Raw genomic sequence first — 26,854 nt, 5'->3', positions numbered from 1 at the left:
ATTGTTGTATATGAGGTTCAATAAAATAAACTGCAAAAACTTCACAGGAATTAAAACGAGAAACCAGAACAAACAATTGATATAATTGTATTATATGTAATTTGAATTTAGAGATTTTTTTAAAACATTTTTCTGTGCACACGTGTTTTCTGCTCTTTCATCTCAGAAATCAGTGGCTAAAACACAATCATATCACACAATTTTAAGTGTGAATAAATCGCCACTTTTAAATATACACTTATAATTTGTTATTAAATTCAACTCCGCTGAACCCGACGCAGTTGTCTGCTTAAGGATAGCATAAACTGCTGTTACTGCCCGTTGAGCAGCAACCTCGACAGCGTCACCTTTCAAGACCCAGCCAACCAGTATTGATGCAAAAAGGTCACCTGTACCGGAAAAATGCTGATCAAAAAGCGGGGTCTCTAATAACCAGGCGCTGTTCTTTTTAATCACAAGAACCGCCGTTCGACCTTGCTGACCACTTTCTGTATTTCGCCCCTCCTCAACAGAGGCATTCGCTGACGTGATAACGACACAGTTAATGGACTGGGCAATCATCAAGGACCGGGCAAGAGAAATCATTTCAGGATAACCCGCCGCCTTTGCACCAACCAGAATTTCAAACTCAAATTTGTTCGGGGTAATGATATCCGCCAGCGGAAGGAGTTGATCAGCAATCAAATCGGGAATGCCCTCCCGGACAAAGAGCCCGCTCCCCTGATCCCCCATTACAGGATCAAGAATATAGACCCCCTTTGGATTTTGTTTTTTGTAATCCTTCAGCGCCCTGACCAGAACATCTCCGTTTGCCACTGAAGTAAGATAACCGCTTAATAGTCCAGAACTTCTGGCAAACGCCCCGCGCTCGGACAGACCTTTCAATAGATCTTCCAGTAATTCGGCCTCTATCTCACGTCCGTAAACACTCGGATGCGCCGGATGGTTGGACAGCAATGTTGTCGGCACAGCGTGCACATCAATTCCAAGAAGCTGCAGGGGAAAAGTTGCTGCCGAATTTCCAACATGACCGAAACAAACCTGGGACTGGACAGATATAAGTGACGGCATATTTTCTCCAAAAACTCAGTACCCACAAAACAACTTCGGGCAGATCTTGTAAAACATTACTTGAGCATCAATCCCAACTTCTCTGTTTGCGCAGCAGCCTCTATAATTATCCGGCTGTCAGGATAACCATATTCCTTTTGATAATCCGGGCAGTATTCAGAAAACCAGCCTTGTACCGGCTTGAGAGCCTCATAGGACAATGCTTCGGACAGTAAACGCAGAACCCTTGGCAGATGCTTCAGATATCCTGGCTTGGAATCTCGGGCGTACAGCCTGGAAAACAGACCAGCGACCTTGGCATGGCGTTGCGCAGCCAGAATTCGATACCAGCACATAAAATTCTGACGGCTTTCATCACTGGAATACTCATCCCCCATAAGGGTGAAATAGCGGGCAATCATCTGCTCTCTCAGATCAAGACTGATATCTCTACGGGCATCCTCAACCAGCGACATCAGGTCATAAGGGGGCGAGCCAATCCGCGCAGTTTGAAAATCCAGAAGCCCGCAACTCTTAACACCTGAACGCCCCTCAAGGATCATGAGATTATCAACATGAAAATCGCGAAGGACGAGTGTCTCTGGCAATGCAGCAGGTCCCAGGATAACTTCTTTCCATGCATCCACATAAGCCTGGCGAGCTTTTGAAGACAAGCCCGCCCCCATAACAGCCGGCAAATACCAGTCCGCCATGATCAATGCCTCTCGCACCAGAAAGTCCAGATCATAGGGCGGCATGTTAATCTCTGTTATTTCCGGTGCAGAATGCATGGTTGCAAGGACCTCAACCGCCAGCTCATAAAGCCGGACCTCATCGGCACCGGATTGCAGAAGCCTGGCATAGGTCAGATCTCCAAAGTCTTCCAGCAACAAAAAACCCTGTGCAATATCTTCACGATAAATAACCGGCGTGGAAATACCGCACATCAGCAAGTGGCGAGCCACCTGGGCAAAGACCTCGACGGGTTCCGCTATTCCAGGCGGTGCATCCATAAGTATCGTGGTTTCCTGCGCCTGTTCCGGCCCCTTTGCTCGTGACAGCCTGTAATAGGCTCTGGCCGAGGCATCAACTGGCAGGGGCACAATCCGGGCATCTGCCCAACCCGCGTCAGCGACAAATGCGATTCTCTGTTTTTTTCTTTCTTTTGATTCCTGAATCACGCCAACCCCGGTCTAGATAAATAGTGATTATTACAGCGACTTAACAACCTTAACAGTTTTCATACTATCCCCCAAAACACCAGCAAATTTCACCCTCTTGACAAGATGTATATACAAGTTAATTTGTACAGACATAATGTGGAGCTGAAATCATGAAAAAAAATACGCGCACCATCCGCGCCCCTCACGGCACAGAACTTTCTTGCCAGAGCTGGTTGAGCGAAGCCCCGCTTCGCATGCTGATGAACAATCTGGACCCTGACGTCGCTGAACGCCCGGAAGATCTGGTTGTCTACGGTGGTATCGGACGTGCTGCGCGAAACTGGGAATGTTATGACAAGATAGTTGAAAGCCTGCAAAACCTTCAGGATGACCAGACACTTCTGGTACAATCCGGTAAACCTGTCGGCGTCTTTCAGACCCACGAAAACGCCCCGCGCGTTCTGATTGCCAACTCCAACCTGGTACCAAACTGGGCAAACTGGGAGCATTTCAACAAACTCGATAAAGCCGGTTTGATGATGTATGGCCAGATGACCGCTGGTTCCTGGATCTATATTGGCAGCCAGGGCATTGTTCAGGGAACTTATGAAACATTTGTCGAAGCTGGGCGTCAGCACTTTGGCGGTGATTTGTCTGGACGCTGGATCCTGACTGGCGGCCTTGGCGGCATGGGGGGTGCCCAACCTCTGGCTGCGACGATGGCTGGAGCCTCCATGCTCGCCGTTGAATGCCAGGAAAGCCGGATCGATATGCGGCTCCGTACTGGCTATCTCGACAAGAAGACAGCAAGCCTTGATGAAGCTCTTAAGATGATCGACGATGCCGTTGCCAACAAAAAAGCCGTTTCTGTTGGTCTTCTGGGCAACGCAGCTGAAATCTTCCCGGAACTGGTGAAACGCGGTATCAAACCTGATATTGTTACCGACCAGACTTCGGCTCATGATCCCCTGAACGGATATCTGCCACTTGGCTGGAGCTGGGCAGAATACTGTGAGCGTTCGGTTAAAGATCCCAAAGGCACGACCTCTGCTGCAAAAAAATCCATGGCCATTCAGGTTCGTGCCATGCTCGATTTCCATGCACAAGGTATCCCGACTGTCGATTACGGAAATAATATCCGTCAGATGGCACTGGAAGAAGGAGTGGAAGACGCCTTTGACTTCCCTGGCTTCGTTCCGGCCTATATCCGCCCGCTCTTCTGTCGGGGCGTCGGTCCTTTCCGTTGGGCTGCTCTATCTGGCGATCCCGAGGATATCTACAAAACCGACCAGAAGGTAAAAGAGCTCATTCCCGATGATCCTCATCTACACAACTGGCTCGACATGGCGCGCGAACGCATTCACTTCCAGGGTCTGCCTGCCCGCATTTGCTGGGTTGGTCTGGGCCAACGACACAAGCTCGGCCTCGCCTTCAACGAAATGGTGCGCAATGGTGAGTTGTCAGCCCCGGTGGTTATTGGTCGTGACCACCTTGATTCAGGGTCTGTTGCCAGCCCGAACCGGGAAACCGAAAGCATGATGGATGGTTCCGATGCCGTCTCCGACTGGCCTCTGCTCAACGCCATGCTCAATACGGCGAGTGGTGCCACTTGGGTTTCTCTGCATCACGGCGGCGGTGTCGGCATGGGCTTCTCCCAACATTCCGGCATGGTGGTCTGCTGTGACGGTAGCGAAGAAGCCGACAAACGGGTTGGACGTGTTCTCTGGAATGACCCGGCTACCGGCGTGATGCGTCATGCCGATGCCGGTTATCAAATTGCCAAAGACTGCGCCCGCGAACATAACCTCAACCTGCCAATGGAGTCAGGTAAATGAAAACACTGGTCCTGAAACCCCGTCATCTGACTCTTTCTCTCTTGCGCGCCGTGACCTTTGATCAGGTACAGATCCAGCTTGATCCCAGCTGCAAGGATAAGATGGATGCCTCGACAGAAACCGTCCGTGCCGTCTTGCGTGATGGCCGAACAGTTTATGGCATCAACACCGGTTTTGGCCGTTTGGCCCAGACCAGAATTGACGATGCCCAGCTCGAAGAACTGCAAAGCAACCTGGTTCTCTCCCACTGTACGGGCATGGGCCCCCTGCTGAATGACGAAGCCGTACGGTTGATCCTCGCCCTAAAAGTAACCTCGCTCGCTCAGGGTTTTTCTGGCATTCGCCAGGAAGTTCTTGATTATCTGATCGCCTTCTATAACGAAGGGCTCTACCCTTGCATCCCCTCAAAAGGATCAGTTGGGGCATCTGGGGATTTGGCTCCTCTTGCGCACATGTCCGCACCGATCATCGGCTCGGGAAAAGTGCGTTACAAAGGAGAAATCCTTCCAGCAACCGAGGGTCTGGCAAAAATCGGTCTCAAGCCAATGGTTCTGGGTCCCAAGGAAGGTCTCGCCCTTCTCAACGGCACACAGGTCTCGACAGCCCTTGCGCTCCTGGGTCTCTTCCGTACAGAAAACCTGATGACAGCAGCGACCTTGGCTGGTGCTTTGAGTGTTGAGGCAGCCAAAGGATCTCATGTTCCTTTTGATCCCCGCATTCAAGAAGCCCGCGGGCAGGTCGGCCAAACCGATATAGCCGCTGTCTTCAGAGATATTCTCTCAAACAGCCCAATCAAACAAAGCCACGCCGATTGTGACAAGGTTCAGGACCCCTACTCCCTGCGCTGCCAGCCACAGGTACTGGGGGCCTGTCTGGACCATATGCGCTTTGCTGCTACTATTTTTGAACGCGAAGCCAACGCTGTCTCTGATAACCCGCTCGTGTTTTCTCTGGAAGGCGACATTCTCTCTGGTGGAAATTTCCATGCTGAACCTATCGCCATGGCATCTGACGTTCTGGCTTTGGCCATTGCTGAAATCGGGGCGCTCTCTGAACGACGAATTGCTCTCTTGATGGACAGTTCCATGTCCGGCCTTCCCCCCTTCCTGGTCGCTGGCAGCGGCCTGAATTCCGGTTTCATGATCGCACAGGTAACCGCAGCAGCCCTTGCTTCCGAAAACAAATCCCTGGCACACCCTGCATGTGTTGACAGCCTTCCAACATCAGCCAACCAGGAAGATCATGTCTCCATGGCAACCTTTGCTGCGCGCAGGTTGTCTGATATGGCTCTGAATACAGCAGGCGTACTGGCGGTTGAGCTGCTTTCAGCTGCTCAGGGAATTGATTTCCACAAACCGTTGAAAACCTCGGCGGTTCTCGAAGGCGTCATGGCCCGCATCCGTGCAGACGTTCCCTTCTTCGAAAAAGATCGTTATTTCTCGGGGGACCTGGAACTGGCTTCGGACCTGATCTGGAATGGCGAACTAAACGGCCTGACAAAGGTAGATTACCTGCCAAGCCTGACAAGCTGAGGCCCGTAAAAGGCTCGTAAAAGGGGACTGTAACAATTTCGCAGAGCGCCGCTCTGGACAACTTTGTGTGGTTTGATTTTGGTATAGAATGAAAAGATACAGTGTATTTTTGGCAGCTTTTTGAAATATTGCTGGAAATACACTGTATTCCTATGCATTAAATACCAGAAATAAATAATATAAACGCAACTTAAAGCGTGGGAACACCAGTATGTCCATTGGGAGCGAAGAAAAGAAGGTCCCTCTTTACCAGAAGGTCAAGGACCTCATTATCCAGCATATTCAGTCCGGTGACTGGAAACCCGGATTTCAGATTCCGTCTGAAAACGAACTCACAGTCAGTCTGGATATGTCTCGCATGACCATTCACCGTGCCCTTCGGGAACTTACGGCTGATGGCTGGTTGATGCGGGTACAGGGGGCAGGAACCTTTGTTGCCGAGCCCAAACCGCAATCCGCTGTTCTGTCCCTGCGCAGCATTGCCGAAGAAGTACGCTCTCGAAATGGCAAATATTCGAGCAAGCAAATCCTCATGTCAGAAGAAAAAGCAACGGCATACATTGCCGGTATGCTGGAAGTCGAATTGGGAAGCAAAGTATTTCATTCCACTATTCTCCACCTTGAAAACGGGATACCAATCCAGCTTGAAGACCGTTATGTTAATCCGGCAGTTGCCCCGGATTATCTTGAACAGGATTTTCGGGATATTACACCCTATGACTACCTGATCAAAGCAGCACCCTTGAGCAACGCCGAACACACCATTACTGCAATCGCTCCAGAAGCAGATCAGGCCGTCTTGCTGGGTATCCCGGTACAAAGTCCCTGCCTTTTACTGCGCCGAAGAACCTGGTCCGGGGGCAAGACCGTCACCTATGCAAGGCTCCTGCACCCCGGGGATCGATACAGTCTGGGGGGAACCTTTCAGGGGTAGCCTTGATCACTCTCTTCACTGATCCTTTATCTGGTCGCGTTTAAGTTCCCGTATTGTAAAACGCCCCGGATGCACAGCCGTCATAAAAGTTTCGGGGATCGGGGAAGTACCACGACAAATAAGGCCTGTCAGGTAATCCGCCATCATCGGTGCTGTGACGAACCCCCTGGAGCCATATCCAGCTGAGACATAAAGGTTCGGGTAATAAACAGGCTCTGGCCAGTCTCTGCCAGCAGCCCCATTTTTCAAGCCAGCATAGAATTTCAGGTAATCTTCGTAGACTGGCAATGGCCCAACAAAGGGGAAGCGGTCCATCGTCGTTGCCCTTACCGAGGTTCTGCCCTGAAGTTCCCCAACAGCCACCTCTGCTGCAAAGCCAGGAATCATCTCGCTGATCAGCGCAAGATTCTGTTCATGTCTTTCCGGGACGATCCGTCGGTCCTCAGCTTCGGCAAAGGTTTCAAGCCTTTCAAAACTCGCCCCAAGGACATGTTTTCCTTCGATCAGCGGCGTTATATAGCCCGACCCGCTGACAATACATCTGATATCAGGACTGAACTTCGCCGCAGGAGTGACTGTCACCTGCCCCCGGTTCATGTAGATCTGCAATTCCTGCGCACAGGAAAACTTTCGCACCTCAAAAGCATTGGCCAGAACAACAACATCAAACTCCAGATCCCTGCTGTGCCCTGCCAGTTGTAGGAACCATTTGCCTTCCGGGCCACTCCCCCCCTGTTTCAGACCGATAACTTCTGTTCCCAATCTGACAGTCACATTCGCCGTCAAAGCCCGCGCAAGTGTCACCGTGTCCAGACAGCCTGCTTCTGGGTACCACAAAGCTGGCTTCGTGATTTCTATTCCAGCAAGTTTTGAAGCCTCGGCGGCAGTGACCAGAGAAAAATACTTCTCGGGCAATTCATTCTGCGGCTCAAAGGACTGCCTGCGCAGCAGCTCTTTCTCATCGGGAACAAGATTGAGTGCACCACATTGATGGTGCCATAACCTTTCGCCACTTTCTTGTTCCAGCGCCCGATAAAACCGGGAGGCGTAGAGATAAGCCGAGGAAAGGTATTGCCCCAATAGAGTCCCGGGCCGCATCAGTTTCGGTTCAAAAATTGCTGCTGGGTTACCAGAAGCTCCCTGAGCCAACTCGGCTTGTCTGTCAAAGAGGGTTACCTCTATCCCAGCTTGGGCCATATGATAAGCAAGGGTATTCCCGGCAATCCCCCCGCCAATCACAGCAACAGTTTTCGAGAGTGAATCATGCTTGGGCAGGCTGAACCAGGGCGTTGGACTTTTTGTTTCTGCTGTCGTCGCGCTCTCGGGAAAGATACCGATCAGACGCTCACGTTTATGAGCAAATCCCTTGACCTTCTCCATCGCGAACCCGGTTTCTGCCAACCCGCGCCGGACATGCCCAGCTGCCGTGAAGGTCGCTAAACGCGTCCCTGGTCTTGCAGTACTGGCCACCAATTTATACAGCTCTTCGTTCCAAAGTTCCGGGTTCTTTTTGGGGGAAAACCCATCCAGATACCACGCGTCAACCTTACCATGGAATTGGGGAAGAATCTCTTTAGCCTCCCCAAACAAAAGCAAGAGGGAAACCCGCCCGTCATCGAATTGCAGATGGTGGAATCCCGGGGCGACTTCCGGATAGACATCCAGCAATGCCTTACTGAATATATCCAGCTCTTGCCAACTGGAATGAGCCTGCGCCAGCTGCGCCCGTTGCAGTGGATACCCTTCAATGGAAATAAACTGAAGCCTTTGGTGCGGGGTTGAGGTTTTCCGCCACGCCTGCCATGTGGCAAGAAAATTTAACCCTGTACCAAATCCGGTTTCGGCAATAACAAAACTGGATTTATCTTTCCATGCATCTGTCCCACCAATGCCGCCCAGAAAAACGAAACGGCTTTCCTCCAGACCATTCCCCAGCGAAAAATATATATCATTAAATTTTTTAGATACGGGTATGTGCTTGTCCCGCCATTCAAGCTCAGCTGATATAAGATCGGTCATTATAGGGTTACCTGAATCTGTTCAGGCTGTTTGTACCCAATCAAACCGATTTTGGAAAGATTGCCTGCTCCATCCTGATAACTGCCCAGCTCTTCTAATCGGCCAGTGCCCGTAAAAAAAGACCGACACCCCCAAAGGAATATCGGCCTTTATTCCAGACAGGACCTGTCTAGTTACCAAAGAGACCTTTCAGCACTTCTTTTGGCTTTTCCAACACTTCTGGTGCGATGGTTTCACCACCATCGCCCAAGGGGATTTTCGGCAGTTCTACTCCACCTTCTCCACCTGTTACGTTCTCAATCAGTTTCGATGGATCAGAAAGCTGGTCAGTCAGGGCTCCCGCAAGGTCCGGTGCAATTTGAGGGTCATTCCAGGAACCTGTAATAAGAAGCGGCACCGCCAATCCTGCAGCATTACCATCGCCCCCCTGCCCTTCAATATCGCCCACTAGCTTTGGCTCAACCCGGTAATCAACCGTTTTCGGAGGTAGCGGAACTGTTCCTTTTCCGGTCAGACGGAACAGGGGCGCAATCATGCTCAGGTCCTGATTATCAACTACGCCGTTGGTAATCTTATAGGTGCCTGACAACTCGGCAAAATCGGTCTGCTCTGCATCGTCAAAGGATTTGTTCAAAGCATCCAGGGAAATATTTCTGATCAGACTGGCAATATTGATCCCCTTGACCGCACCGTCTTTGAACAGGAAATCCCCCGCACCGTTTAGGTTGGATACCAGTTGCATTTCACTGGCGCCTTGTGTGGTCAGATTTGCTGTCGCATTCAGGGTGCCAAGAAGCTTTTCGAAATCAGCACTGTCCCGCAGTAAAGGTTCAGCCTGTACACCCGAGAGAACAAAGTCCACCTGGCTGGCAGGAGTGGCTGATGCAGCGTTGAGGACAACCTTGCCCTTTGCCATTCCGTCGTAAAGCGACAATTCATTGAGATCAGCCGTCAGCTTTCCATCCTTCAACAGGATAGCCAGGTCGCTGGCTCCAATGGTGATTTTTCGGACGATTACACCTGCGGATTTAAGCGACAGATCTGCATTGACAGTCTGAAGCCCAGAAAAATCAATCGGCTCGTTACTCCAGCCCTGATTTCCTGAAGAGGCAGGTGTCTGACTTGGCGTGGTCGAAGCTGTATCAGAAGAACCGCTGCTATTTTCAGTCTCTGCCGGCAGATAAGGTGTTACATCCAGCACACCGGTGGAAAGGGATGCACGAATATCAGGCTTTGCACCAGAGGCATCAATCCGCAAACCGCCTTCCGCAGACAAGGCATCAAAATTAATTGCAACATTTTCAAAAGCGATAACAGCACCCTTCAGATCCAGATCGCCTTTAACCGATAACTTCTCAAATGTATTTTCGCTCTGACGTTCCAGAGGAACTCCTACCCAACTGGTCAAGCCAACAACAGATGGGACATCCAGATTAAGTGCTCCAGCAAGGGCAAATTCAGAACCCTGAGCCACAACACCTTTAAAATCAAAATTGACCGGGTCAGAGGCAATACTGGCCTCAAGATCAGAATTGCCCCCATCAATCAGGTTTTGCAGATTGGCAATTCCTGCTGTGAGCGCAATGGTTTGGGCTTTCCAGTCAAGTTTTCCGTCGAGGGACAGAGGCTGGTCCAGGGCTTTAAGGGCAATTTCCAGATTGATCGCACTCAGATCTTCAGAAGCACCGGAAGCGAGATCTACATAATGCAACTCTCCGTCAACAATACGGACATCACCAAGCGAGAGACCTCCAAGAGAGATTCCCTCATCACTACCGCTTTCTGCCGTTCCGCTATCCGTTGCCGGCGCAGATGGAGTTGCCGCTTGTTCGAAAACCCAATTGGGTTTTCCGTCTTTGTCTACCTCAAGATTGATCACCGGCTTAACCAGAACAAAACGGTCAATCACGATTTCTTGTGACAACAGAGGCATCACCTGGAGTTCCAGAGCCATCTGATCCAGAGAGACCATTTCCTTGTTTTGCCCCTGTGCATAGTTGGACAGGGAAACACCATTTATTTCAATTGCCACACTCGGGAACAGGCTCAGAGAAATCTCTCCACCAATTACCAAGTCCCGACCAGTTGCTTCTTTCACCTTTTCAGCAACAAGAGGCTTTTGATCTTCAAGCGAGATAAACATCGGCACAATTAACAGTGCCGCAATGACAAGAACAACAAGCCCGCCAACAATGATCAGAATTTTCTTCATTTCGACCTCCCATACGCAGCATGAATCAGCACACCACGCAGCCTCACAATCAATTTTAAAGATTCAAGGCGGTGCCGACACCCTGTCGATACCGCCTTGAAATGGTTACTGATCCAGAATCAGTTGACCTTCTTGTTATTTGACGAGGGTAACAACCACACGACGGTTTTTAACCTCGGCAACACCGTCGCCAGTATTAACTGCCGGCGCATTTTCGCCGAGAACATGGCTCTGGATGTGATCTGCAGAAACACCATGGCCTGTCAAGGCAGCAGCAACAGCAGCAGCACGCTTTCCAGCAAGCGTCTGGTTGTAATCCGCATCACCAGATGTGTCAGCATGACCCGCGACAATAACCTTGGAAGGAGAAAGCTTCTGGATTGTCGCTGCAATCACGGAGGTCTCAACCTGTGCATCGTCGGTCAGATCGGCAGAATTGAAATCAAAGTAAATGAAATATGGATCAGGCATGGCAACCGGAGCCGGAGCTGGCGCAGGGGCCGCTGCTTTAGGTGCCAAAGCGGCATCCACTTTTTCCATTGCAGCCAGGAATCCATCACGACATCCTGCAATGTGATCCGGCTGGATGTTTTCTTCCTGTTCCTGAATCCAGCAGTCGAACATCACCTGTGCATGCGCAGCAGAAGTCGGAGCCTGATCCGCCGCGCCGTTATTCAGCGCATTCATCAAACGTCCCCGTGCGGAGCCCAGTTCATCAATAAAGGCCGCATCCAGATCCCAGTTTGCCAGTTCTTCAGGCGCAACGGCGTTGCCGTCAGCTGCAGCAAGAGCCTTGTTGGCAAAAAGATCAGAATCAGTCCAGTCCTGCTCGGCACGTTCATCGCCAGCAAGGCCGACATACCCTTTGTAGAGTTCACGGGTAAAAGAAGAACCAGTAGGTTCTGCATTCGAAGCATCTTTGTATAAATCAGCACAAGCCGAGAGAGTAACGGATGCTACACCAGCGACCAGAATAAATTTTAAACCCTGCATTAGATCCTCCATAGAAGGTTTTGACATCAGTAGAACACGAGCCAAATGACAACCAGACCAAAACAATAGTGTTCCAAGCGCATCCACGGTTAGTTGAAAATAGTAGCACAACCTGACATCGCTCTGTTACCGTTTTCTTTGATGAAAACAAAAAGAACACATTCCCATTACAGCTTCAAAAACAACAATCAAGATTTTAAAACAAACACTTAAAAGAAGAAAACTATCCTTGTTTTTCTTCCTCTATGACCATCTGTCGATACATCAAAGTTGCTGTTCGCCCGTAAAACCACCCTTGGTAGCTAAACGTAAGCTTATATTAACGTAGTGTTAACAATAATACATCACTTGTTTGAAAGGTCATCTTCGTATAACTACTTATTCTCATCCATTTGATTTAAATGCATTTATTTTCATTTATCTCAAACGGTTCGCCCCCCCCTTTTTCCTTTACACCGCATTGAAACAAGAGGTCTTGCCGCCCGATCTTGTTAGGGTATGCTGTAACTCATTTCGTATTTTAACAATGAGTGACCCGTTTCATGATCCGAATTTCCAGTAATTTCGATGCTGGTAACATCCGTTGCCTTGCCTGTGACACTTCAACAGATATCCAGTTGGAAATAGAAGCGGACAGCAACTCCCATTTTTATCAATGGTTCTACTTCAGATTAACCGGTGCACAAGACCAGAGCTGTCATTTGAAAATTCTCAATGCCGGTGGCGCGGCCTACCCTGCAGGTTGGGAGGGGTATCAGGCAGTTGCCTCCTATGATCGGGAAACCTGGTTTCGTGTTCCCGACACAAGCTTTGATGGGCAAATCCTGAGCATCGAAATCACTCCGGCCTATAACTCGATCTATTTTGCCTATTTTGCTCCCTATTCTATGGAACGGCACGCCGATCTTATTGCTGATGCCCAGCATTCCGGCGTTGCCTCTCTGGATATCCTGGGAAAAACGATTGATGGTCAGGACATTGATCTTTTGACCGTCGGCGAGAGTGACGGGGATAAAAAATCATGCTGGATCATCGCTCGCCAGCATCCAGGCGAAACCATGACAGAATACTGGATGGAAGGGTTTCTGGACCGTTTGCTGGATGAAAATGATCCCGTCGCCCGGGAGTTGCTCAAAAAGGCAACCTTTTATATCGTTCCAAATATGAACCCGGATGGCAGCCGCCGCGGCAACCTTCGTGTCAATGCAAGTGGTGCCAATCTCAACCGGGAATGGCAAGCTCCTTCCCCGGAAAAAAGCCCTGAAGTTTACTATGTCCGCAAACGGATGATGGAAACCGGGGTCGATTTTCTTTTTGATATCCATGGGGATGAAGCAATTCCGCACAATTTCATTGCTGGTACCCATGGAATCCCGTCTTTCGATGATCGGCTTTTGAATCTTCTCGATCGTTTCAAGGCCTGTTACAGGGAGGCAAATCCTGACTTTCAGATTACCCACGGTTACCCTCAAAACGCCCCGGGTCAGGGTAATCTCACCATGTGCGGGAACAACACAGCAGAAACGCATGACTGCCTGGCAATGACACTGGAAATGCCCTTCAAAGATACAGCTGACAATCCCAACGAGTTTGAAGGCTGGTCTCCTGATCGGTCGATCAAACTCGGAGCAAGCAGCCTTGATCCGCTCTATCATTTGATAGATGATCTAAGATAGCCACCGGGGTTTTCTGATAGAATAACGACAATTTCTGGGTGATGGTTTGAATAACGAAAGCGCACTCTCCTCCACAGGTGGAGCTAGCCCGAGAACCCAGCAGAAACAATGAGGGCAGAATGAAATCAAGATCAGGGCTGCAAAAATTATTTCTTGTCGCCACCAGTATAGCCGCTCTGTTTTTCCAGGCCGTAGCGCGTGCTGATAGCTACCACTCTCCTGTTGCAGATTTGTCCTCTATTGCCTTCAAGGAAACACCTAGCCTGCTTGACCAAGTTGCCAGCGGAAAACTTCCCCCAGTGGCTGAACGTCTGCCCCTGACCCCCTTTGTCGTGAAACAAAGTCATTCCTGGGAACCGGGCAAACATGGCGGTACAATCAACAGCCTGATTGGAAAAGCCAAGGATGTCCGGCTGTTCGTTGTTTATGGTTATGCTCGTCTTGTTGGCTACACCCCCGAGCTGGAATTCACGCCTGATATCCTCGAAAAAATGGAGGTAGAAGACGGTCGTATTTTCACGATGACGCTTCGCAAAGGACATAAATGGTCTGATGGCGCCCCCTTTACTTCGGAAGATTTCCGTTACTTCTGGGAAGATGTAGCCAATAATGCAGAGCTACAGCCCTTTGGTCCTCCGGCAGAACTTATCATTGACGGCCATCTGCCGACCGTCGAGATCATTGACGAAATTACAGTCCGGTACAGCTGGCCAGTCCCCAATCCGTTTTTTTTACCTCAACTGGCCTCGACAGCCCCGCTCTTTATCTATCAGCCTGCCCACTATATGAAGCAGTTCCACGCTCGCTATAATCCACCAGAAGAGCTGGAAAAGAAGGTCCAGAAGGCCGATGCACGAAACTGGGTGCAACTGCACAACCGTAGAGCCCGTCAATACAAATATACCAACCCCAAACTCCCTTCGTTGCAGCCATGGATCAACACAGTCAAGCCCCCCTCCACCCGCTTTGTTGGTGTACGTAACCCTTTTTATCACAGGATAGATGAACTGGGGCAACAGCTTCCCTATGCAGATGAAATGGTTCTCTCTGTCGCAGGGGGGGGGTTGATACCTGCCAAGGTTGGTTCAGGCGATGCCAATATTCAGGCCCGGGAGCTCAGTTTTTCTGACTACACTTTTCTCAAACGTGGTGAAAAACAGAACAATTATCTCGTCAGATTATGGAAGACTGTTCGCGGCTCTCACTATGCTCTTTATCCCAATCTGAATGTAAATGATCCGGGGTGGCGAGCTCTTAACCGCGACAAACGTTTTCGGCACGCTCTTTCTCTTGCGGTAAACCGGCGCGAACTGAACCAGGTCCTCTTTTACGGCCTTGGACTTGAAGGCAACAACAATGTTCTGCCAGACAGTACTCTCTACAAGGAAGATTATTTTAAACGCTGGACCAGTTTTGATCTGAAACAGGCCAACCTTCTGCTTGATGAAATTGGCCTGACCTCCCGTAATGACGAAGGCCTGCGCCTTCTTCCCGATGGTCGCCCCATGCAGATCATCGTTGAAACTGCTGGCGAGAGCAGTGAAGAAATCGATGCTCTTGAGCTTATCCATGACTCCTGGCTCAAAATTGGGATAAAGATATATCCCAAACCCTCACAGCGCGAGGTTCTGAGGAACCGGATTTTTGCAGGAGAAACGATCCTGTCACTCTGGTTTGGCAATCAAAATGCCCTGCTCACCCCTCATTCTTCCCCGGAAGAGTTTACACCGCGCATGCAGCAGTCATTCCAATGGCCAAAATGGGGTCAGTTTGTTGAAACCAAGGGCAATGCCGGAGAAGAAGTCGACATACCGGAGGCCCTGGAACTTAATAACCTCTATGTCCTTTGGTTAAAATCTCATAGCAGTGCGGAGAAAAGAGCTATCTGGAACCGCATTCTGGAGATCAGCTCCGAAGAAACCTTCTCCATCGGTCTGGTCGCAGAAATCCCTCAGCCCGTGGTATTGTCAGCAAATCTCAAAAACCTGCCCCTGGAAGGTTTCTATAACTGGGAACCCGGATCGCTTTTCGGGGTTTATAAACCAGATGGTTTCTGGTTTGAGTAAGATCTAATAATAAAGGCGGTACCTTGTAGCACCGCCTTTATTATTTTTTTGTTCATCGCAGTTTAACACTCGATGATCAAACCATCATACCCCGGCTCAACACCTTCGGGACATTTTGAAAGCAGGTCGTCATAATCCACCTGCTGATTTAGATGCGTCAACACTGCCCGCTCAGGTTTAAGCCTCTCGATCCAGCCCAGAGTTTTCTCAAAGTGCGCATGAGATGGATGTGGTTCATACCGCAAGCAGCCGACAATCCAGTATTTGATGCCAGCCAGGGTTTCAAACGCCCGCTCATCCAGATCAACAACATCGGTTGAATAGGCAAAATCACCAAAACGAAAACCAAGTGACTGTACAGATCCGTGATCTTGATAAAACGGAATAATATCGATTGCCCCAACCGAAAACGGTCCCTCGATCAATTGATCGTTCATCATGGGCGCATAACTGCTTTCCGGATCACAGGAAGAGGTAAAGGCATAAGGAAAACGTTTGATAATCGTATTCCTGTCTGCCTCGTCCATATAGGTCTCTATCGGCCCGCCTGCCTTGTAGGCAAGATACCGGAGCTCATCAAGACCGTGAGTATGATCAGCGTGGTCATGCGTATAGAGGACAGCATCAATACATTCCACCCCGGAATCAAGTAGCTGGACTCTCAGGTCAGGGCCTGTATCAACCAGAATAGTCGTTCCCTCGTGTTCAACCAGGATTGAAACACGACGACGGCGGTTCTTTGGATTATTCGGGTTGCAGTTGCCCCAGTTCCCCCCAGGTGTTCCAGAACAGATCGGAACCCCTCCGGAACCGCCACAGCCGAGCATTGTGATTTTCATAGGATCAGTCAGTCGTTGGTCGTTTGGCCTTTGTAAACAGGCGATAAAAATTGTCCGTCGTCGCAGAATGTATTTGTGACAAGCTCACGTTTTTCACATTCGCCAGTGCTTCAGCTGTATGGCGAACGTATGCGGGTTCGTTCCGTTTCCCCCGAAAAGGGATCGGCGCCAAATAGGGACTGTCGGTTTCTATCAAGAGTCTGTCAAGAGGGGCTTCCGCAACTGTCTGCCGTATTTGCTCCGCCGATTTGAAGGTAATAACCCCCGACAGGGAAATATAGAACCCCATCTCCAGAGCCGCCTTGGCCAAATCCGGACCTGCAGTAAAGCAGTGGATCAAAGCCGGATATGCCCCTTTTTCATATTCATCACGCATGATTGAAACAGTATCATCATCAGCGTCACGGGTGTGCACCACCAGTGGTAATCCGGTCTCTCTCGCGGCAACAATATGGGCCCTGAAACTTTTGGCCTGCTCCGCACGTGGAGCGTGATCATAATAATAATCAAGACCGCTCTCCCCCAGCCCGATTACCTTGGCATGTTGCGCTTTTTCAATCAGAATATCAGGTGAATCAAGTCCTTCGGTACCTGCTTCGTGCGGATGTACCCCAACAGTGCAATAGATATCATCATGCGCCTCGGCAATCGACTGGATTGTCTCAAAAGTCGAGATCTTGGTGCCAATGGTCACCATACATCCGATACCAGCATCGCGGGCCCGATCCAGCGTTTCTGCCAGATCTCCATCTCGAAGAAAATAATCAAGATGGCAATGAGAATCGACAATCATCACTCTTCTTCCACATACCTTGGGAAAATACCCTCTGGTTTGCTTATCTCTGTACCTGAAACCAGAGGAATTCCCAGTGTTTGAAACCCTCTTTGATCCACAGACAAGCTTAACTGATCAAGCATCTTTTCCATAGACTGGGGCATCACCGGTTGAAGCAAAACAGCAATCTGTCGAATGACTTCACACAAAACATACAAGACTGTGCCCATACGGGGAGGATCAGTTTTACGTAGTGTCCAGGGTGCCTGTTCATCAACGTATTTATTCGCCAAAGAAATGACTTCCCAAACAGATTCAAGTCCACGATGGAAACTCTGTTTGTCAAAATCGTTCCGCATTTTTTCCAACAACCCACCCGCTTTTGCGAGAAGTTCCTGGTCTTCAGCAGTAAAAGCACCATGATCTGGAATTTTACCATCACAGTTTTTGAAAACCATAGAAAGGACACGCTGGGCAAGGTTACCAATATCGTTGGCAAGGTCCCCGTTCACACGGGAGATCATCGCTCTGGTCGAGTAGTCGCCATCCTTACCAAAAGGCACTTCCCGCAGCATAAAGTAACGAACCTGATCCAGACCGAACTGCTCGATCAGTGCCAAGGGGTCAATCGTATTACCAAGGGATTTGGAGATCTTCTGCCCTTCATTGGTCCACCAACCATGGGCAAAAATCCTCTTCGGCAAAGGCAGATCAGCCGCCATCAGGAATGCGGGCCAGTAAACCGCATGGAACCGTACAATATCCTTCCCGACCATATGAAGATCGGCGGGCCAGAACTTCTTATAGGCTGCAGTACCTTCGTCTGGATAACCGACAGCTGTCAGATAGTTTGTCAGGGCATCCAGCCAGACATACATAATGTGTTCGTCGTTTCCGGGAACTGAAACGCCCCACTTGAATGTCGTTCGGCTGACAGACAGGTCTCTGAGACCACCTTTTACAAAGCTGATAACTTCATTGCGTCGGCTATCTGGGCCAATAAAATCTGGCTGTTCCTCATAAAGCTTCAGCAAGGGTTCTTCAAAAGCAGACAGCTTGAAGAAATAAGACGGTTCCTCTACCCATTCAACTTCTGCACCCGTTGGTGCGATAAACTTGCCATCAGCAGATTTTGTTAATTCTGTCTCGGTGTAGAATGCCTCATCCCGGACAGCATACCAGCCCGCATAGCTGCCAAGATAAATATAGCCCTTATCTTCAAGGACCTTCCACAACTTCTGACAGGCAATCTTGTGCCGTTCTTCTGTTGTCCGAATGAAATCATCATTCGAGTAATTACAGATCTGGGTCAGATCACGGAAATTTTGTGAAACACGGTCAGTGAAAAGCTGTGGATCTATCCCTGCTTTCTCGGCAGAAGATTCAACCTTCTGGCCATGTTCGTCTGTTCCGGTCAGAAAATTGACGTCAAAACCGTCCAACCGCTTGAAACGCGCCAAAACATCACAGGCAAGCGTTGTGTAAGCGTGACCAATATGTGGTTTATCATTCACATAATAGATGGGGGTCGTAATATAAAAGGCCCCTTTGTCAGATCCGCTCATCAATAACTCCTGATACCAGCACAGCCGGCCACACAGGAGTTTATCAGGACAGGTGGGATTGGAGCTCCATAAAGGTTGTCACAACCACTTGCTTCTTGTCCAGATTAGCACGTGTGGCACGGGCATAATTCGTCGAGCACTTCTCCCACAGGCCGAGCCATTGCGCAAGACCATGCCTTTCAATTAATGACGCGATCAGTTTCTCTTCGCCAGGCAATACCATTTCAGCAACTTTGCCCTTTCCGGCAAGCTTGATCAATCGGGCCAGCCACCAGAGAAAAAGTTCCATACCTGTTTTGAAAGCAAGAGGATCCGCAACGGACAGTTTATCTGCAAAAGCATAGAGGCGTGCAATATCAAGCCGCGGCAGGGTTCCCAACAACTCGATCATCTCGCGATAAAAATCCAGCCCCCCACTCTGCCATAGATCCAGAGCCTTCCCGACACTTCCTTCCGAAAGTCGCGCAAGCTGCAAAGCATCTGAGTCAGAAATTTCGGATGCTTTCTCCTGTAACAACACAATAACTTGTTTTTCATCAAGAACTGTAAGAGGCAGATGGCAGCAGCGAGAGTGTATGGTTTGCAAGATCTGCCCAGGTAGATGACTGACCAAAAGCAAAACAGTTTTTTCAGGAGGCTCTTCAAGAACCTTGAGCAATGCATTAGCCGCGCTGTTATTCATTTCCTCAACAGCATCGACAATCACAACTCGCCACCCCCCTTCTATTGAGGTTTTATGGGTAAAGTTGACAATCTTTCGCACATCCTCAACAGGAATATTTGAGCGCATTTTCCCTTTGTCATCCGGACTGAGCTCCAGTGTGACAAGATCACCATGAGATCCCGTGGAAACCCGTCGCGATACAGGGCTCTCTGCATTTACACCAAGAGATGTTGGAGCAGCACTTCCTCCAAAAAGCTCTCCGCCGCCCGCGTCAGGATTCTCATTCATTAGAAAGCGGGCGAAACGATATGCCAGGGTTGCCTTGCCAATCCCCCGGGGGCCAGTCAGCATCCAGGCATGGGGCAAACGCCCCGAATTATAGGCCTGTAACAACACCTCTTCTGCGCCACTGTGGCCGAAAAGCTCATTGCTGTTACGGGGATGAAGGGGGGACGGGCCTGTATCTTCCGGGCGGGGTTTGGCAGATTTGGCCACAGATCAACTCTCCAGTTCAGGATTGGCTTTTGCTGTTTTGGCGACGACTGCATTCCAGATATTTTCAGCAACAACCTCGGCTGATGTTGTCGCATCAATCACTGTACAACGTTCAGGGTTCGCCCTGGCAATAGAGAGAAATCCCTGACGCATTCTTTCGTGAAACGCAACGTCCATCCCCTCAAACCGGTTTTCCCCAACCGCGTGACCCTCAGTTCTGGATAAGCCTACTGAAACAGGCAGATCCAAAATCAGCGTCATGTCAGGTTGAAAACCCTCCAGAACCCACTGATTTAAGGCCGCAATCCTGTCAATTCCAAGACCGTGCCCAATACCCTGATACGCCATGGAGGAATCGGCAAATCTGTCGCAAAGTACCCACTGCCCCCTTGCCAGGGCAGGCTTAATAACCTCCTCGACATGCTCTTGTCGGGCAGCATACATCAAAAGAGCCTCGGTTTTGGGGGTCCAGCGGGCCGCATCGCCCCGAACCAGAAGATTTCTGATTTCTTCTGCTCCGGCCGTACCGCCGGGTTCACGTGTGCAGATGTTTTTGATTCCTGTTTGCGACAAACGATCCGACAGCCTGCGCAACTGAGTGCTTTTCCCTGCCCCTTCGCCGCCTTCAAGCGAGATAAAAATCCCCTGTCGCATCCCTAAGACTTGCCAAAGATCAAATAATTCAAAGCAGACATAATTCGGCCAAAGCCACCTTGTCTGTCGACAGAGTTTGCCGCAACCAAAGGAATTTCAACGGGTTCAATATCTGCAGCCTCGATGCGAAGTGTCGCCAGACGTTCTCCTTTTTCGATCGGAGTCTGGATAGGACCGAGATAGCTTACGGTCGCCTTCATACTGTTTTTGGCATTCCGGGGCAATGTAAGCAAAAGGTCTTCCTGGGGAACCAGATCAATACTCTCTTCCTTGCCCAGCCAGACATCTGCGGTCTCAACCACTTCACCAGCACTAAACAGATTAAAATTATCAAACTCACGAAATGCCCATGATACCAGGCGCTCAGATTCCTCCGCTCTTTCTTTCAGGCTCGACAGGCCATTCACAACAAGAATAATCCGTCGATCCCCCTGCACAGCAGATGCCGTCAATCCGTATCCGGCTTCTTCTGTATGGCCTGTTTTCAGCCCATCCGAACCGATATTCTTATAAAGAAGCGGATTGCGATTTCCCTGGGTTATTCCGGCCCAGGTGAAGGATTTTTCCGAATAGACGTCATAATATTCAGGAAAATCCGTAATAATCCGATCAGCAAGTGTCGCCAAATCCTTGGCAGTCATACGCTGATCCGGATCTGGCCAGCCTGTGGCGTTCACAAAAGTACTGTTTTCCAGACCGATCTCTCTGCCCTTTGTTGTCATTTCCGCCGCAAAGTTCTCTTCTGTTCCTCCAAGCCCCTCAGCGACAACGATACAGGCGTCATTACCGGACTGAACAATTATCCCGCGCAGAAGGTCATGGATCGAAACCTGATTACCGACTTCAACAAACATTTTCGATCCGCCCTTGCGCCAGGCTTTTTCACTGACAGCAAGCTTGTTATCCAGGGATAAGCGACCATCTTTCAGACGTTCGAAAACCATATATGCCGTCATGATCTTGCTCATAGAAGCCGGCGGCATCGACTGGTCACCATTTTTATCAAGCAACACTGTTTTGGTTGTATAATCGACCAGATAGGCTTCTCGTGCCAAGGTGTCGATTGCCTGCCCAGGCTGGATTGCAGCAAGCAAGCAGGCCGATCCCAGCAACAGAGACTTCATCGCACGACGGAAATTGATTTTGTGGAAATTTGTTCTGTTTTTCATGAGCACAGTTAGCACCTGATATTTTGAAAGTCCGACCAATAGAGAATCAATCTCTCGATCATCAATAATGAGAAAATATGCCGTGAATAGGGCCGATATCAATGGTTATTATTATTCGACAACAACCCGCGCATCGGTATAGCCGTTATCGTGTAAAACCTGAAGCAACTTGTCTGCTTCATCCACCGTTGTCAGTGGCCCCAGCCTCACCCGGTAAAATGTCTGTTGGTTAACCGCAGCATTGGCGACCTGAGCAGTTCCAAGTGAAGAAAGTTTCACACGGAGACGGTCCGCATTGTGTAGCTGCAAGAAAGATCCCGCCTGAACAAAAATTCCGGTCTCTGCGACCGGAATTTGTGTAACAACTCCATCAGGGTTATAGGCGGAATTATAAGTAACTGGCTCGGCTTGTATCCGGGGTGGTGAGGGCGATAAAGGTTGCTGTACAGCCGCTCCTCCTGAAGAAGGAGCATCAAGTGGCTCGGCAATGACCGTTTCTGTCGGCGCTCCGCGTGTCGACGTTTCACTTGAAGCAATCTCTGCTTTATAAGCTGTAAGATCTTTATCCTGGGAAAGAGCAGCAAGCTGACGGCTTTCCTCTTCCAGGATTTCAACCCGAACCTTCGCTGTCCCAGCCAGCTCAAAGCCTAACAGCTGAGCTGCACGGCGAGAGACATCAAGAATACGGCTGTTGGAAAAAGGCCCCCGATCATTAACCCTGAGTTTGATCGATCGCCCGTTACCGAGATTCGTAACCCGGATCAATGATGGCATCGGCAGGGTACGATGTGCCGCGGTCAGGGCCTCCTGATCGTACTGCTCGCCATTTGCTGTCAGTTTGCCATCAAATCCGGGACCATACCAAGAAGCAATACCTGTTTCGCTGTAATCATAGTCCACCGCCGGATAGTACCAGAGGTTTTTTACCTGATACGGCGATCCAACCTTATAACGTCCGGCTGGCTTACCTTCATCAGGCTTAGCAATCTGTTTTGTTGCATGTGATGCCAGTTCAATCTCAGCACACCCTGCAAGGCCTATTGCCAGAGCAACAAAAAAGGCACTTATGATGTGTAATTTAGCAAAGCGCATTGAGCCCCCCGTAACACTGCAATTCTTTTGTCAGTTTTCATCACTTCCATTCAGCCCAGACTGACGTCTTCATCAGTCTGGCATAGTTGAGTTGTTTTTTAAACCGTCCAACTGTCATGAAGCCCGAAGCTTGTTTAACAGTTCTTCATCTGGATAGCCATCCCCGGGAAGACCAACCTTTTTCTGGTATGCCCGAATCCCCTCGCGGGTTTTTTGTCCGACAATACCGTCGGGTTCGCCGACATCGAACCCCAGTTTCGCCAATAAGCTTTGAATTTCCTCGACTTCACTCCGGTGCAATGCCCGCTCATCCTGCTGCCGAACCGTTTGCAAGGGACCTGCTCCTGCAATTCTGTCAGAGAGGTGCCCAACAGCTATGGCGTAAAGTATTGACCGGTTCCAGTTCAGTATCTTTCTATAATTGCTGTACACAAGGAATGCAGGCCCTTTATGCCCTGCAGGGAGGATCAAAGAGGCTTCAATCATGGCGTCAGGCAAATTCGTTCCATCAATACTTCTCACTCCCTGAATCTGCCACTCCGCAAGAGGTAAATTTGTTTCAAGTCCGGCAAGATCCCAGTTAAAATCAGAGGGTAATTGTACCTCCCTGCCCCAGGTGTACTTATCCGTCCAGCCAATTTGTCCAAGATAATTCGCTGCAGATCCAAAAACATCGGGTAAACTTTGCCAGATATCCTGACGTCCATCCCCGTTCTCATCAACGGCATATCTGGTATAGGTCGAAGGAATAAATTGCAGGTGTCCCATTGCTCCGGCCCAGGATCCCGTCATCCTGTCTGCCGAGATATGCCCTGCTTGAACAATTTTCAAAGCTTCCAGTAACTGCGTACGGAAAAACTCACTTCTGCGGGTGTCATAGGCCAGGGTCGCATTTGCCGCAATGACAGAAAACCCTCCGGTATGTTCTCCAAAATTACTTTCAAGCCCCCAGAAGGCAAGCAAGAAACGTTTTTGAACGCCGTATTTCTGGCTGATCTGATCCAGCAATACTCTGTGTTTTTGTTCCAGTTCCTGGGCTTTTTTTATTCGGGTCGGGTCCACAGCCCGGTCAAGGTATGACCAGAATGTTCGCGTGAATTCGGGCTGCCGACGATCGTACTCGATAATTTGGGGGATTGGCTGGACCCCTCGAAAACTTTCCTCGAGCGTCTTGTCGGATATTCCTTTTGTTCTGGCTTCACTTTTGAATTCGGTCAGCCATTGCTCGAATGACTGTGCCTGAACAGATTCAGCCACAGGAACTGCAGGAGAAGTTCCTTCAGCACAAACCGCCGTCGACAGGACCAGAGATATAAAAAACCCGCCTGAGATTACAGGACGGATAACATGACGCAAGGTTGGAAACAAAACAGGCTCCGAATCGCAGAAAGTTGCTGACAATAGATCTTCGACGGGCCAACCATAGACGATTGTGTCAGGTAAATTCCATCATGAATTACCCGAAGCATTCCCAAAAGATTGTGTCAAAATTATATCAGCTTGTGAAAAACCTGGCAGTTTGATGTCCCCTGGGACTTGAACAGGTAAATCCGGTCCTTGTCCGCGAGGTTTTTTGGGTCATGAATCATGTTCGGGCGATAAAGTGCCGCGCCATATTTTCGCCCGTCAACAACAGCGATATATTGCATCTCCTTGACCTGCAGAAAACGTCCCCGCTGACATGCCCGGCTGAGACCGGCATCATTAATAAAAATATTATCCAGGGTATCTGTCGTTTTATAAAGCAGTCGGCTCCCCAGATAAGGTTCCCTTTTAGGAAGAGATGAACTGAGTCCCGGCTTCAGGAGCGGTTTTCTGACAATGCTATTGGGTGTCATATAGGCTGACTGGGCATAGGAAGCCGCCGGCACAGCTAAAACCAGAGCACAGAGCAGAGCAGCCACCCGTTTTTTTGTCATTTTTGCAACCATAATACCACAGCAACCATAAACCCGAACGAGCATCGAGGATAACAGGGAAAAACAAACATACGGTTAAGAACTTGTTTTCTCTTTTGTGAGACTTTAGGACTGACAATTGAACAAAGCCTCTATCGCTTACTCTTAAGGATCAACCTCAGCATGATCAAAACCCTGCTGGATAAGCTCTTCGGAAAACCGGAAGTCAGGCGTGAAGGGCGTGAATTTGGCTTGATAGGCCATATTACGCTGGATGGTTATACCTACGTCCTCGAAAACTGGAGCTCAAGTGGCTTTGCCGTTACAGGTTACCGAGGTCCCCTTTTACGCGGAGACAGGCCGAATATTGAGTTTCACCTACAACTTGATGATACCACAATAGACTTCCAATGCAGCGCCATCATCGTTCGTGTTGACGAGGAAAAACAAATACTTGCAGGTGCATTTGTCGAGATGGACAAAGAAACCCGTGTGAAACTTGCTAATTATTTTGATAGCTAACTGCTTGAAGCAAGCGTATCCTGTAAAACGTTTCAGATCACATAGTTAGAGAGCTCGCTTTATGCCCGGCGAAGAAACCACAAAAAATTCAGTCGATGATGTCCGCAAAAATCCCTCGGACACCGAGCCTCCCGCAATCCACGGCGTCGGGCTGGAAGTTTCAGCCATACTCGGCACAGCACAAATGCCGGTCAGCCAGCTGTTGAAAATGGGTCGAGGTGCCGTCGTCGAGCTGGACAAATATATTGGTGATACCATTGACATAAGTATCAACGACCAAATGATTGCCCGCGGCGAAGTCATGATCAAAGACGATCGTCTTTGTGTCGAGATCACTGAAATGATCAAGCGTACCGGAAACAAGCGTCAGAAAAAAACTGCCGAGAAATCTGCAAACAAATAATCTTCAGGCTTGTAAAACAAAACGGCCCTGGTCTTTCCTAAAAAAATAATCGCTTTTTATCATCTAAGCATTTGACAGGCGAAGTGAATAAAGATAATTCAATGCCCGACGAAACAAGATTACCCCTGACTCAATTGTCGGACGTGATCTAACTGTTTCGACAGACGAATGACAAATTGTCGTTCATATGCGGAAGGTTGGCAGAGCGGTTGAATGCACCGGTCTTGAAAACCGGCAAGGGTGCAAGCCCTTCCAGGGTTCGAATCCCTGACCTTCCGCCACTCTTTTCCCAAACACGTTTGTCAGCGATTTTTTCTGAACACTTATTCTCCAAGTGCAACTCCCTGTTGACGTTCATCTTCTGCCTACGTCAGCTGTTTTAACAGAAATTCATTTGACCAAGGGCAAATTTTCACAAGCTCAAATTGTAACAGCAATGCAATCCTCGTCTCTTCTTCATTTAAAATTTGGGAGATGAGCCATGCGTAAACTCAATTATTTTCAGGTTATGAAAATAAGAGACCAGTTTGTCGAAGAATTTTTTCAACTCTGTGAAAAAGGGGGAGATGATTTTGAAAATCGCTGTGCGTTATACATGCAGGAAATTCAACGTCTCAACCTGAAGTTAAAAGCTGAAACGCCTTTTCGGCAAGTGAGTAACAGCAGATAAAAAATGGCTCCATAATTAATCAAGGAGCCATAAACTTTATCAAATAGAAATCAGTGCTGTCGCATTCCGGCGGGCTTACCTGCCGGAATGCGCAGAGAATTGTCTTGCTTACTTTTTATGAAGATCAACCAGATATCCTGCCCCTGCCCCAACAGCACCACCGATAACAGCACCACAGGTAACACAGCCCCCTGTCAGAGCAGTTCCGGCGACACCAACCCCAGCTCCGATAGCACCACCACTCAATACTCGTTGCTGGGTCTTGGACATATCACTGCACGCTCCCAGCAAAAGGGCGATCGTAATTACAACTGGAAAAAGGGAAACTCTCTGGCGCATTTTAAAGCCTCAATGGTAAATCATTGCAAAGACAATACCCTGGACCACGACATCTCAGTTGTAGTTTATTTGTGGTAAACAATCTGTATCAACGAAGGAGCCACCGCTCTCACCTGAGATAGTTCTCAACGACAAAAGCCCCGCTTTCCGTCTGGAATGCGGGGCTTTTGGTTATCAGAACCAGCCTTCAGGATAGGGCAAGGTCTGGCCCTAGTGTTCGATACCGAGGTCCTTGCCGGATACGGCGTCTCCCCGGGCCCGGGCAGCCAGCAGCTCATCGAGCCAGTCG

23 protein-coding genes and 1 tRNA gene are annotated in these 26,854 nt (G+C 49.3%); 9 read left to right on the top strand and 15 right to left on the bottom strand.

Features of this window, described 5'->3' with window-relative positions:
- Positions 1-192 precede the first annotated feature (192 nt).
- Together pdxY and O4H49_RS14060 are read right to left on the bottom strand one after the other, a co-directional pair.
- Complete coding sequence (gene pdxY, locus O4H49_RS14065; RefSeq protein ID WP_269424081.1) at positions 193-1,071, bottom strand: pyridoxal kinase; 879 nt, start codon at positions 1,069-1,071, stop codon at positions 193-195.
- Positions 1,072-1,127: 56 nt separating this feature from the next.
- Complete coding sequence (locus O4H49_RS14060) at positions 1,128-2,231, bottom strand: aminoglycoside phosphotransferase family protein (RefSeq protein ID WP_269424080.1); 1,104 nt, start codon at positions 2,229-2,231, stop codon at positions 1,128-1,130.
- A 152-nt stretch (positions 2,232-2,383) separates the two neighbouring features.
- On the opposite strand from O4H49_RS14060, the gene hutU reads away from it, so the two are divergent.
- From hutU to hutC, 3 genes are all read left to right on the top strand, one after another.
- Positions 2,384-4,048, top strand: a complete 1,665-nt coding sequence (gene hutU / locus O4H49_RS14055) for a urocanate hydratase (RefSeq protein WP_269424079.1) — start codon at positions 2,384-2,386, stop codon at positions 4,046-4,048.
- The gene (gene hutH / locus O4H49_RS14050) at positions 4,045-5,580 is read left to right on the top strand and encodes a histidine ammonia-lyase (protein ID WP_269424078.1); all 1,536 of its coding nucleotides are present in this window, start codon (positions 4,045-4,047) and stop codon (positions 5,578-5,580) included. Before hutU ends, hutH begins: the two co-directional genes overlap by 4 nt.
- A gap of 211 nt (positions 5,581-5,791) precedes the next feature.
- Positions 5,792-6,514: a histidine utilization repressor gene (gene hutC / locus O4H49_RS14045; protein WP_269424077.1), complete on the top strand. Its 723-nt coding sequence runs from the start codon at positions 5,792-5,794 to the stop codon at positions 6,512-6,514.
- A 15-nt stretch (positions 6,515-6,529) separates the two neighbouring features.
- On the opposite strand, the gene mnmC is transcribed toward hutC, so the two are convergent.
- The 3 genes from mnmC to O4H49_RS14030 form a co-directional block, all read right to left on the bottom strand.
- Positions 6,530-8,533 (bottom strand): bifunctional tRNA (5-methylaminomethyl-2-thiouridine)(34)-methyltransferase MnmD/FAD-dependent 5-carboxymethylaminomethyl-2-thiouridine(34) oxidoreductase MnmC, encoded by a 2,004-nt coding sequence (gene mnmC, locus O4H49_RS14040; protein WP_269424076.1) that lies wholly within the window; start codon positions 8,531-8,533, stop codon positions 6,530-6,532.
- Positions 8,534-8,702: 169 nt separating this feature from the next.
- Entirely contained in the window at positions 8,703-10,745 is a 2,043-nt protein-coding gene (locus O4H49_RS14035) for an AsmA family protein (RefSeq protein ID WP_269424075.1), read from the bottom strand.
- 135 nt (positions 10,746-10,880) lie between these two features.
- A complete protein-coding gene (locus O4H49_RS14030; protein WP_269424074.1) occupies positions 10,881-11,738 on the bottom strand; it encodes an OmpA family protein in 858 nt (285 codons plus the stop codon).
- A 542-nt stretch (positions 11,739-12,280) separates the two neighbouring features.
- Between O4H49_RS14030 and O4H49_RS14025 the strand changes: the two genes are divergently transcribed.
- Both O4H49_RS14025 and O4H49_RS14020 read left to right on the top strand, forming a co-directional pair.
- Positions 12,281-13,414 (top strand): M14 family metallopeptidase, encoded by a 1,134-nt coding sequence (locus tag O4H49_RS14025; RefSeq protein ID WP_269424073.1) that lies wholly within the window; start codon positions 12,281-12,283, stop codon positions 13,412-13,414.
- Positions 13,415-13,533: 119 nt separating this feature from the next.
- A complete protein-coding gene (locus tag O4H49_RS14020) occupies positions 13,534-15,480 on the top strand; it encodes an ABC transporter substrate-binding protein (RefSeq protein WP_269424072.1) in 1,947 nt (648 codons plus the stop codon).
- Positions 15,481-15,542: 62 nt separating this feature from the next.
- Here the strand turns inward: O4H49_RS14020 and O4H49_RS14015 are convergent, their stop codons facing one another.
- From O4H49_RS14015 to O4H49_RS13975, 9 genes are all read right to left on the bottom strand, one after another.
- Positions 15,543-16,319: an MBL fold metallo-hydrolase gene (locus O4H49_RS14015; protein WP_269424071.1), complete on the bottom strand. Its 777-nt coding sequence runs from the start codon at positions 16,317-16,319 to the stop codon at positions 15,543-15,545.
- Positions 16,320-16,323: 4 nt separating this feature from the next.
- Complete coding sequence (locus tag O4H49_RS14010) at positions 16,324-17,112, bottom strand: TatD family hydrolase (protein WP_269424070.1); 789 nt, start codon at positions 17,110-17,112, stop codon at positions 16,324-16,326.
- Complete coding sequence (metG, locus tag O4H49_RS14005) at positions 17,112-18,662, bottom strand: methionine--tRNA ligase (RefSeq protein WP_269424069.1); 1,551 nt, start codon at positions 18,660-18,662, stop codon at positions 17,112-17,114. The genes O4H49_RS14010 and metG overlap by 1 nt, the downstream gene beginning before the upstream one ends.
- A 40-nt stretch (positions 18,663-18,702) precedes the next feature.
- On the bottom strand, positions 18,703-19,818 hold the full coding sequence (locus O4H49_RS14000) for a DNA polymerase III subunit delta' (protein WP_269424068.1): 1,116 nt from the start codon (positions 19,816-19,818) through the stop codon (positions 18,703-18,705).
- Positions 19,819-19,821: 3 nt separating this feature from the next.
- A complete protein-coding gene (gene tmk, locus O4H49_RS13995) occupies positions 19,822-20,472 on the bottom strand; it encodes a dTMP kinase (RefSeq protein ID WP_269424067.1) in 651 nt (216 codons plus the stop codon).
- A gap of 2 nt (positions 20,473-20,474) precedes the next feature.
- On the bottom strand, positions 20,475-21,641 hold the full coding sequence (locus O4H49_RS13990) for a D-alanyl-D-alanine carboxypeptidase family protein (protein WP_269424066.1): 1,167 nt from the start codon (positions 21,639-21,641) through the stop codon (positions 20,475-20,477).
- Between the two features lie 111 nt (positions 21,642-21,752).
- Positions 21,753-22,733 carry a septal ring lytic transglycosylase RlpA family protein gene (locus tag O4H49_RS13985; protein ID WP_269424065.1) on the bottom strand — a complete coding sequence of 327 codons (981 nt, stop codon included), beginning with the start codon at positions 22,731-22,733 and terminating at the stop codon, positions 21,753-21,755.
- Positions 22,734-22,847: 114 nt separating this feature from the next.
- Positions 22,848-24,101: a lytic murein transglycosylase gene (locus tag O4H49_RS13980; protein ID WP_269424064.1), complete on the bottom strand. Its 1,254-nt coding sequence runs from the start codon at positions 24,099-24,101 to the stop codon at positions 22,848-22,850.
- 122 nt (positions 24,102-24,223) lie between these two features.
- Positions 24,224-24,652 carry a hypothetical protein gene (locus O4H49_RS13975; protein WP_269424063.1) on the bottom strand — a complete coding sequence of 143 codons (429 nt, stop codon included), beginning with the start codon at positions 24,650-24,652 and terminating at the stop codon, positions 24,224-24,226.
- 162 nt (positions 24,653-24,814) lie between these two features.
- On the opposite strand from O4H49_RS13975, the gene O4H49_RS13970 reads away from it, so the two are divergent.
- From O4H49_RS13970 to O4H49_RS13955, 4 genes are all read left to right on the top strand, one after another.
- Entirely contained in the window at positions 24,815-25,153 is a 339-nt protein-coding gene (locus O4H49_RS13970; RefSeq protein WP_269424062.1) for a hypothetical protein, read from the top strand.
- 61 nt (positions 25,154-25,214) lie between these two features.
- A complete protein-coding gene (locus O4H49_RS13965) occupies positions 25,215-25,556 on the top strand; it encodes a FliM/FliN family flagellar motor switch protein (RefSeq protein ID WP_269424061.1) in 342 nt (113 codons plus the stop codon).
- Between the two features lie 191 nt (positions 25,557-25,747).
- A tRNA-Ser gene (locus O4H49_RS13960) sits at positions 25,748-25,837 on the top strand.
- 200 nt (positions 25,838-26,037) lie between these two features.
- Positions 26,038-26,226, top strand: a complete 189-nt coding sequence (locus O4H49_RS13955; RefSeq protein ID WP_020593546.1) for a hypothetical protein — start codon at positions 26,038-26,040, stop codon at positions 26,224-26,226.
- Between the two features lie 108 nt (positions 26,227-26,334).
- Here O4H49_RS13955 and O4H49_RS13950 read toward each other — a convergent pair whose 3' ends face one another.
- Positions 26,335-26,496, bottom strand: coding sequence for a hypothetical protein (locus tag O4H49_RS13950; protein ID WP_269424060.1), 162 nt, complete (start codon positions 26,494-26,496; stop codon positions 26,335-26,337).
- Positions 26,497-26,854 lie beyond the last annotated feature (358 nt).

The organism is Kiloniella laminariae, from assembly GCF_027214005.1.
Lineage (GTDB): Bacteria > Pseudomonadota > Alphaproteobacteria > Kiloniellales > Kiloniellaceae > Kiloniella > Kiloniella laminariae_A.
The sequence above is the reverse complement of the archived record's forward strand: the minus strand, read 5'-3'. Positions and strand labels throughout refer to the sequence as shown.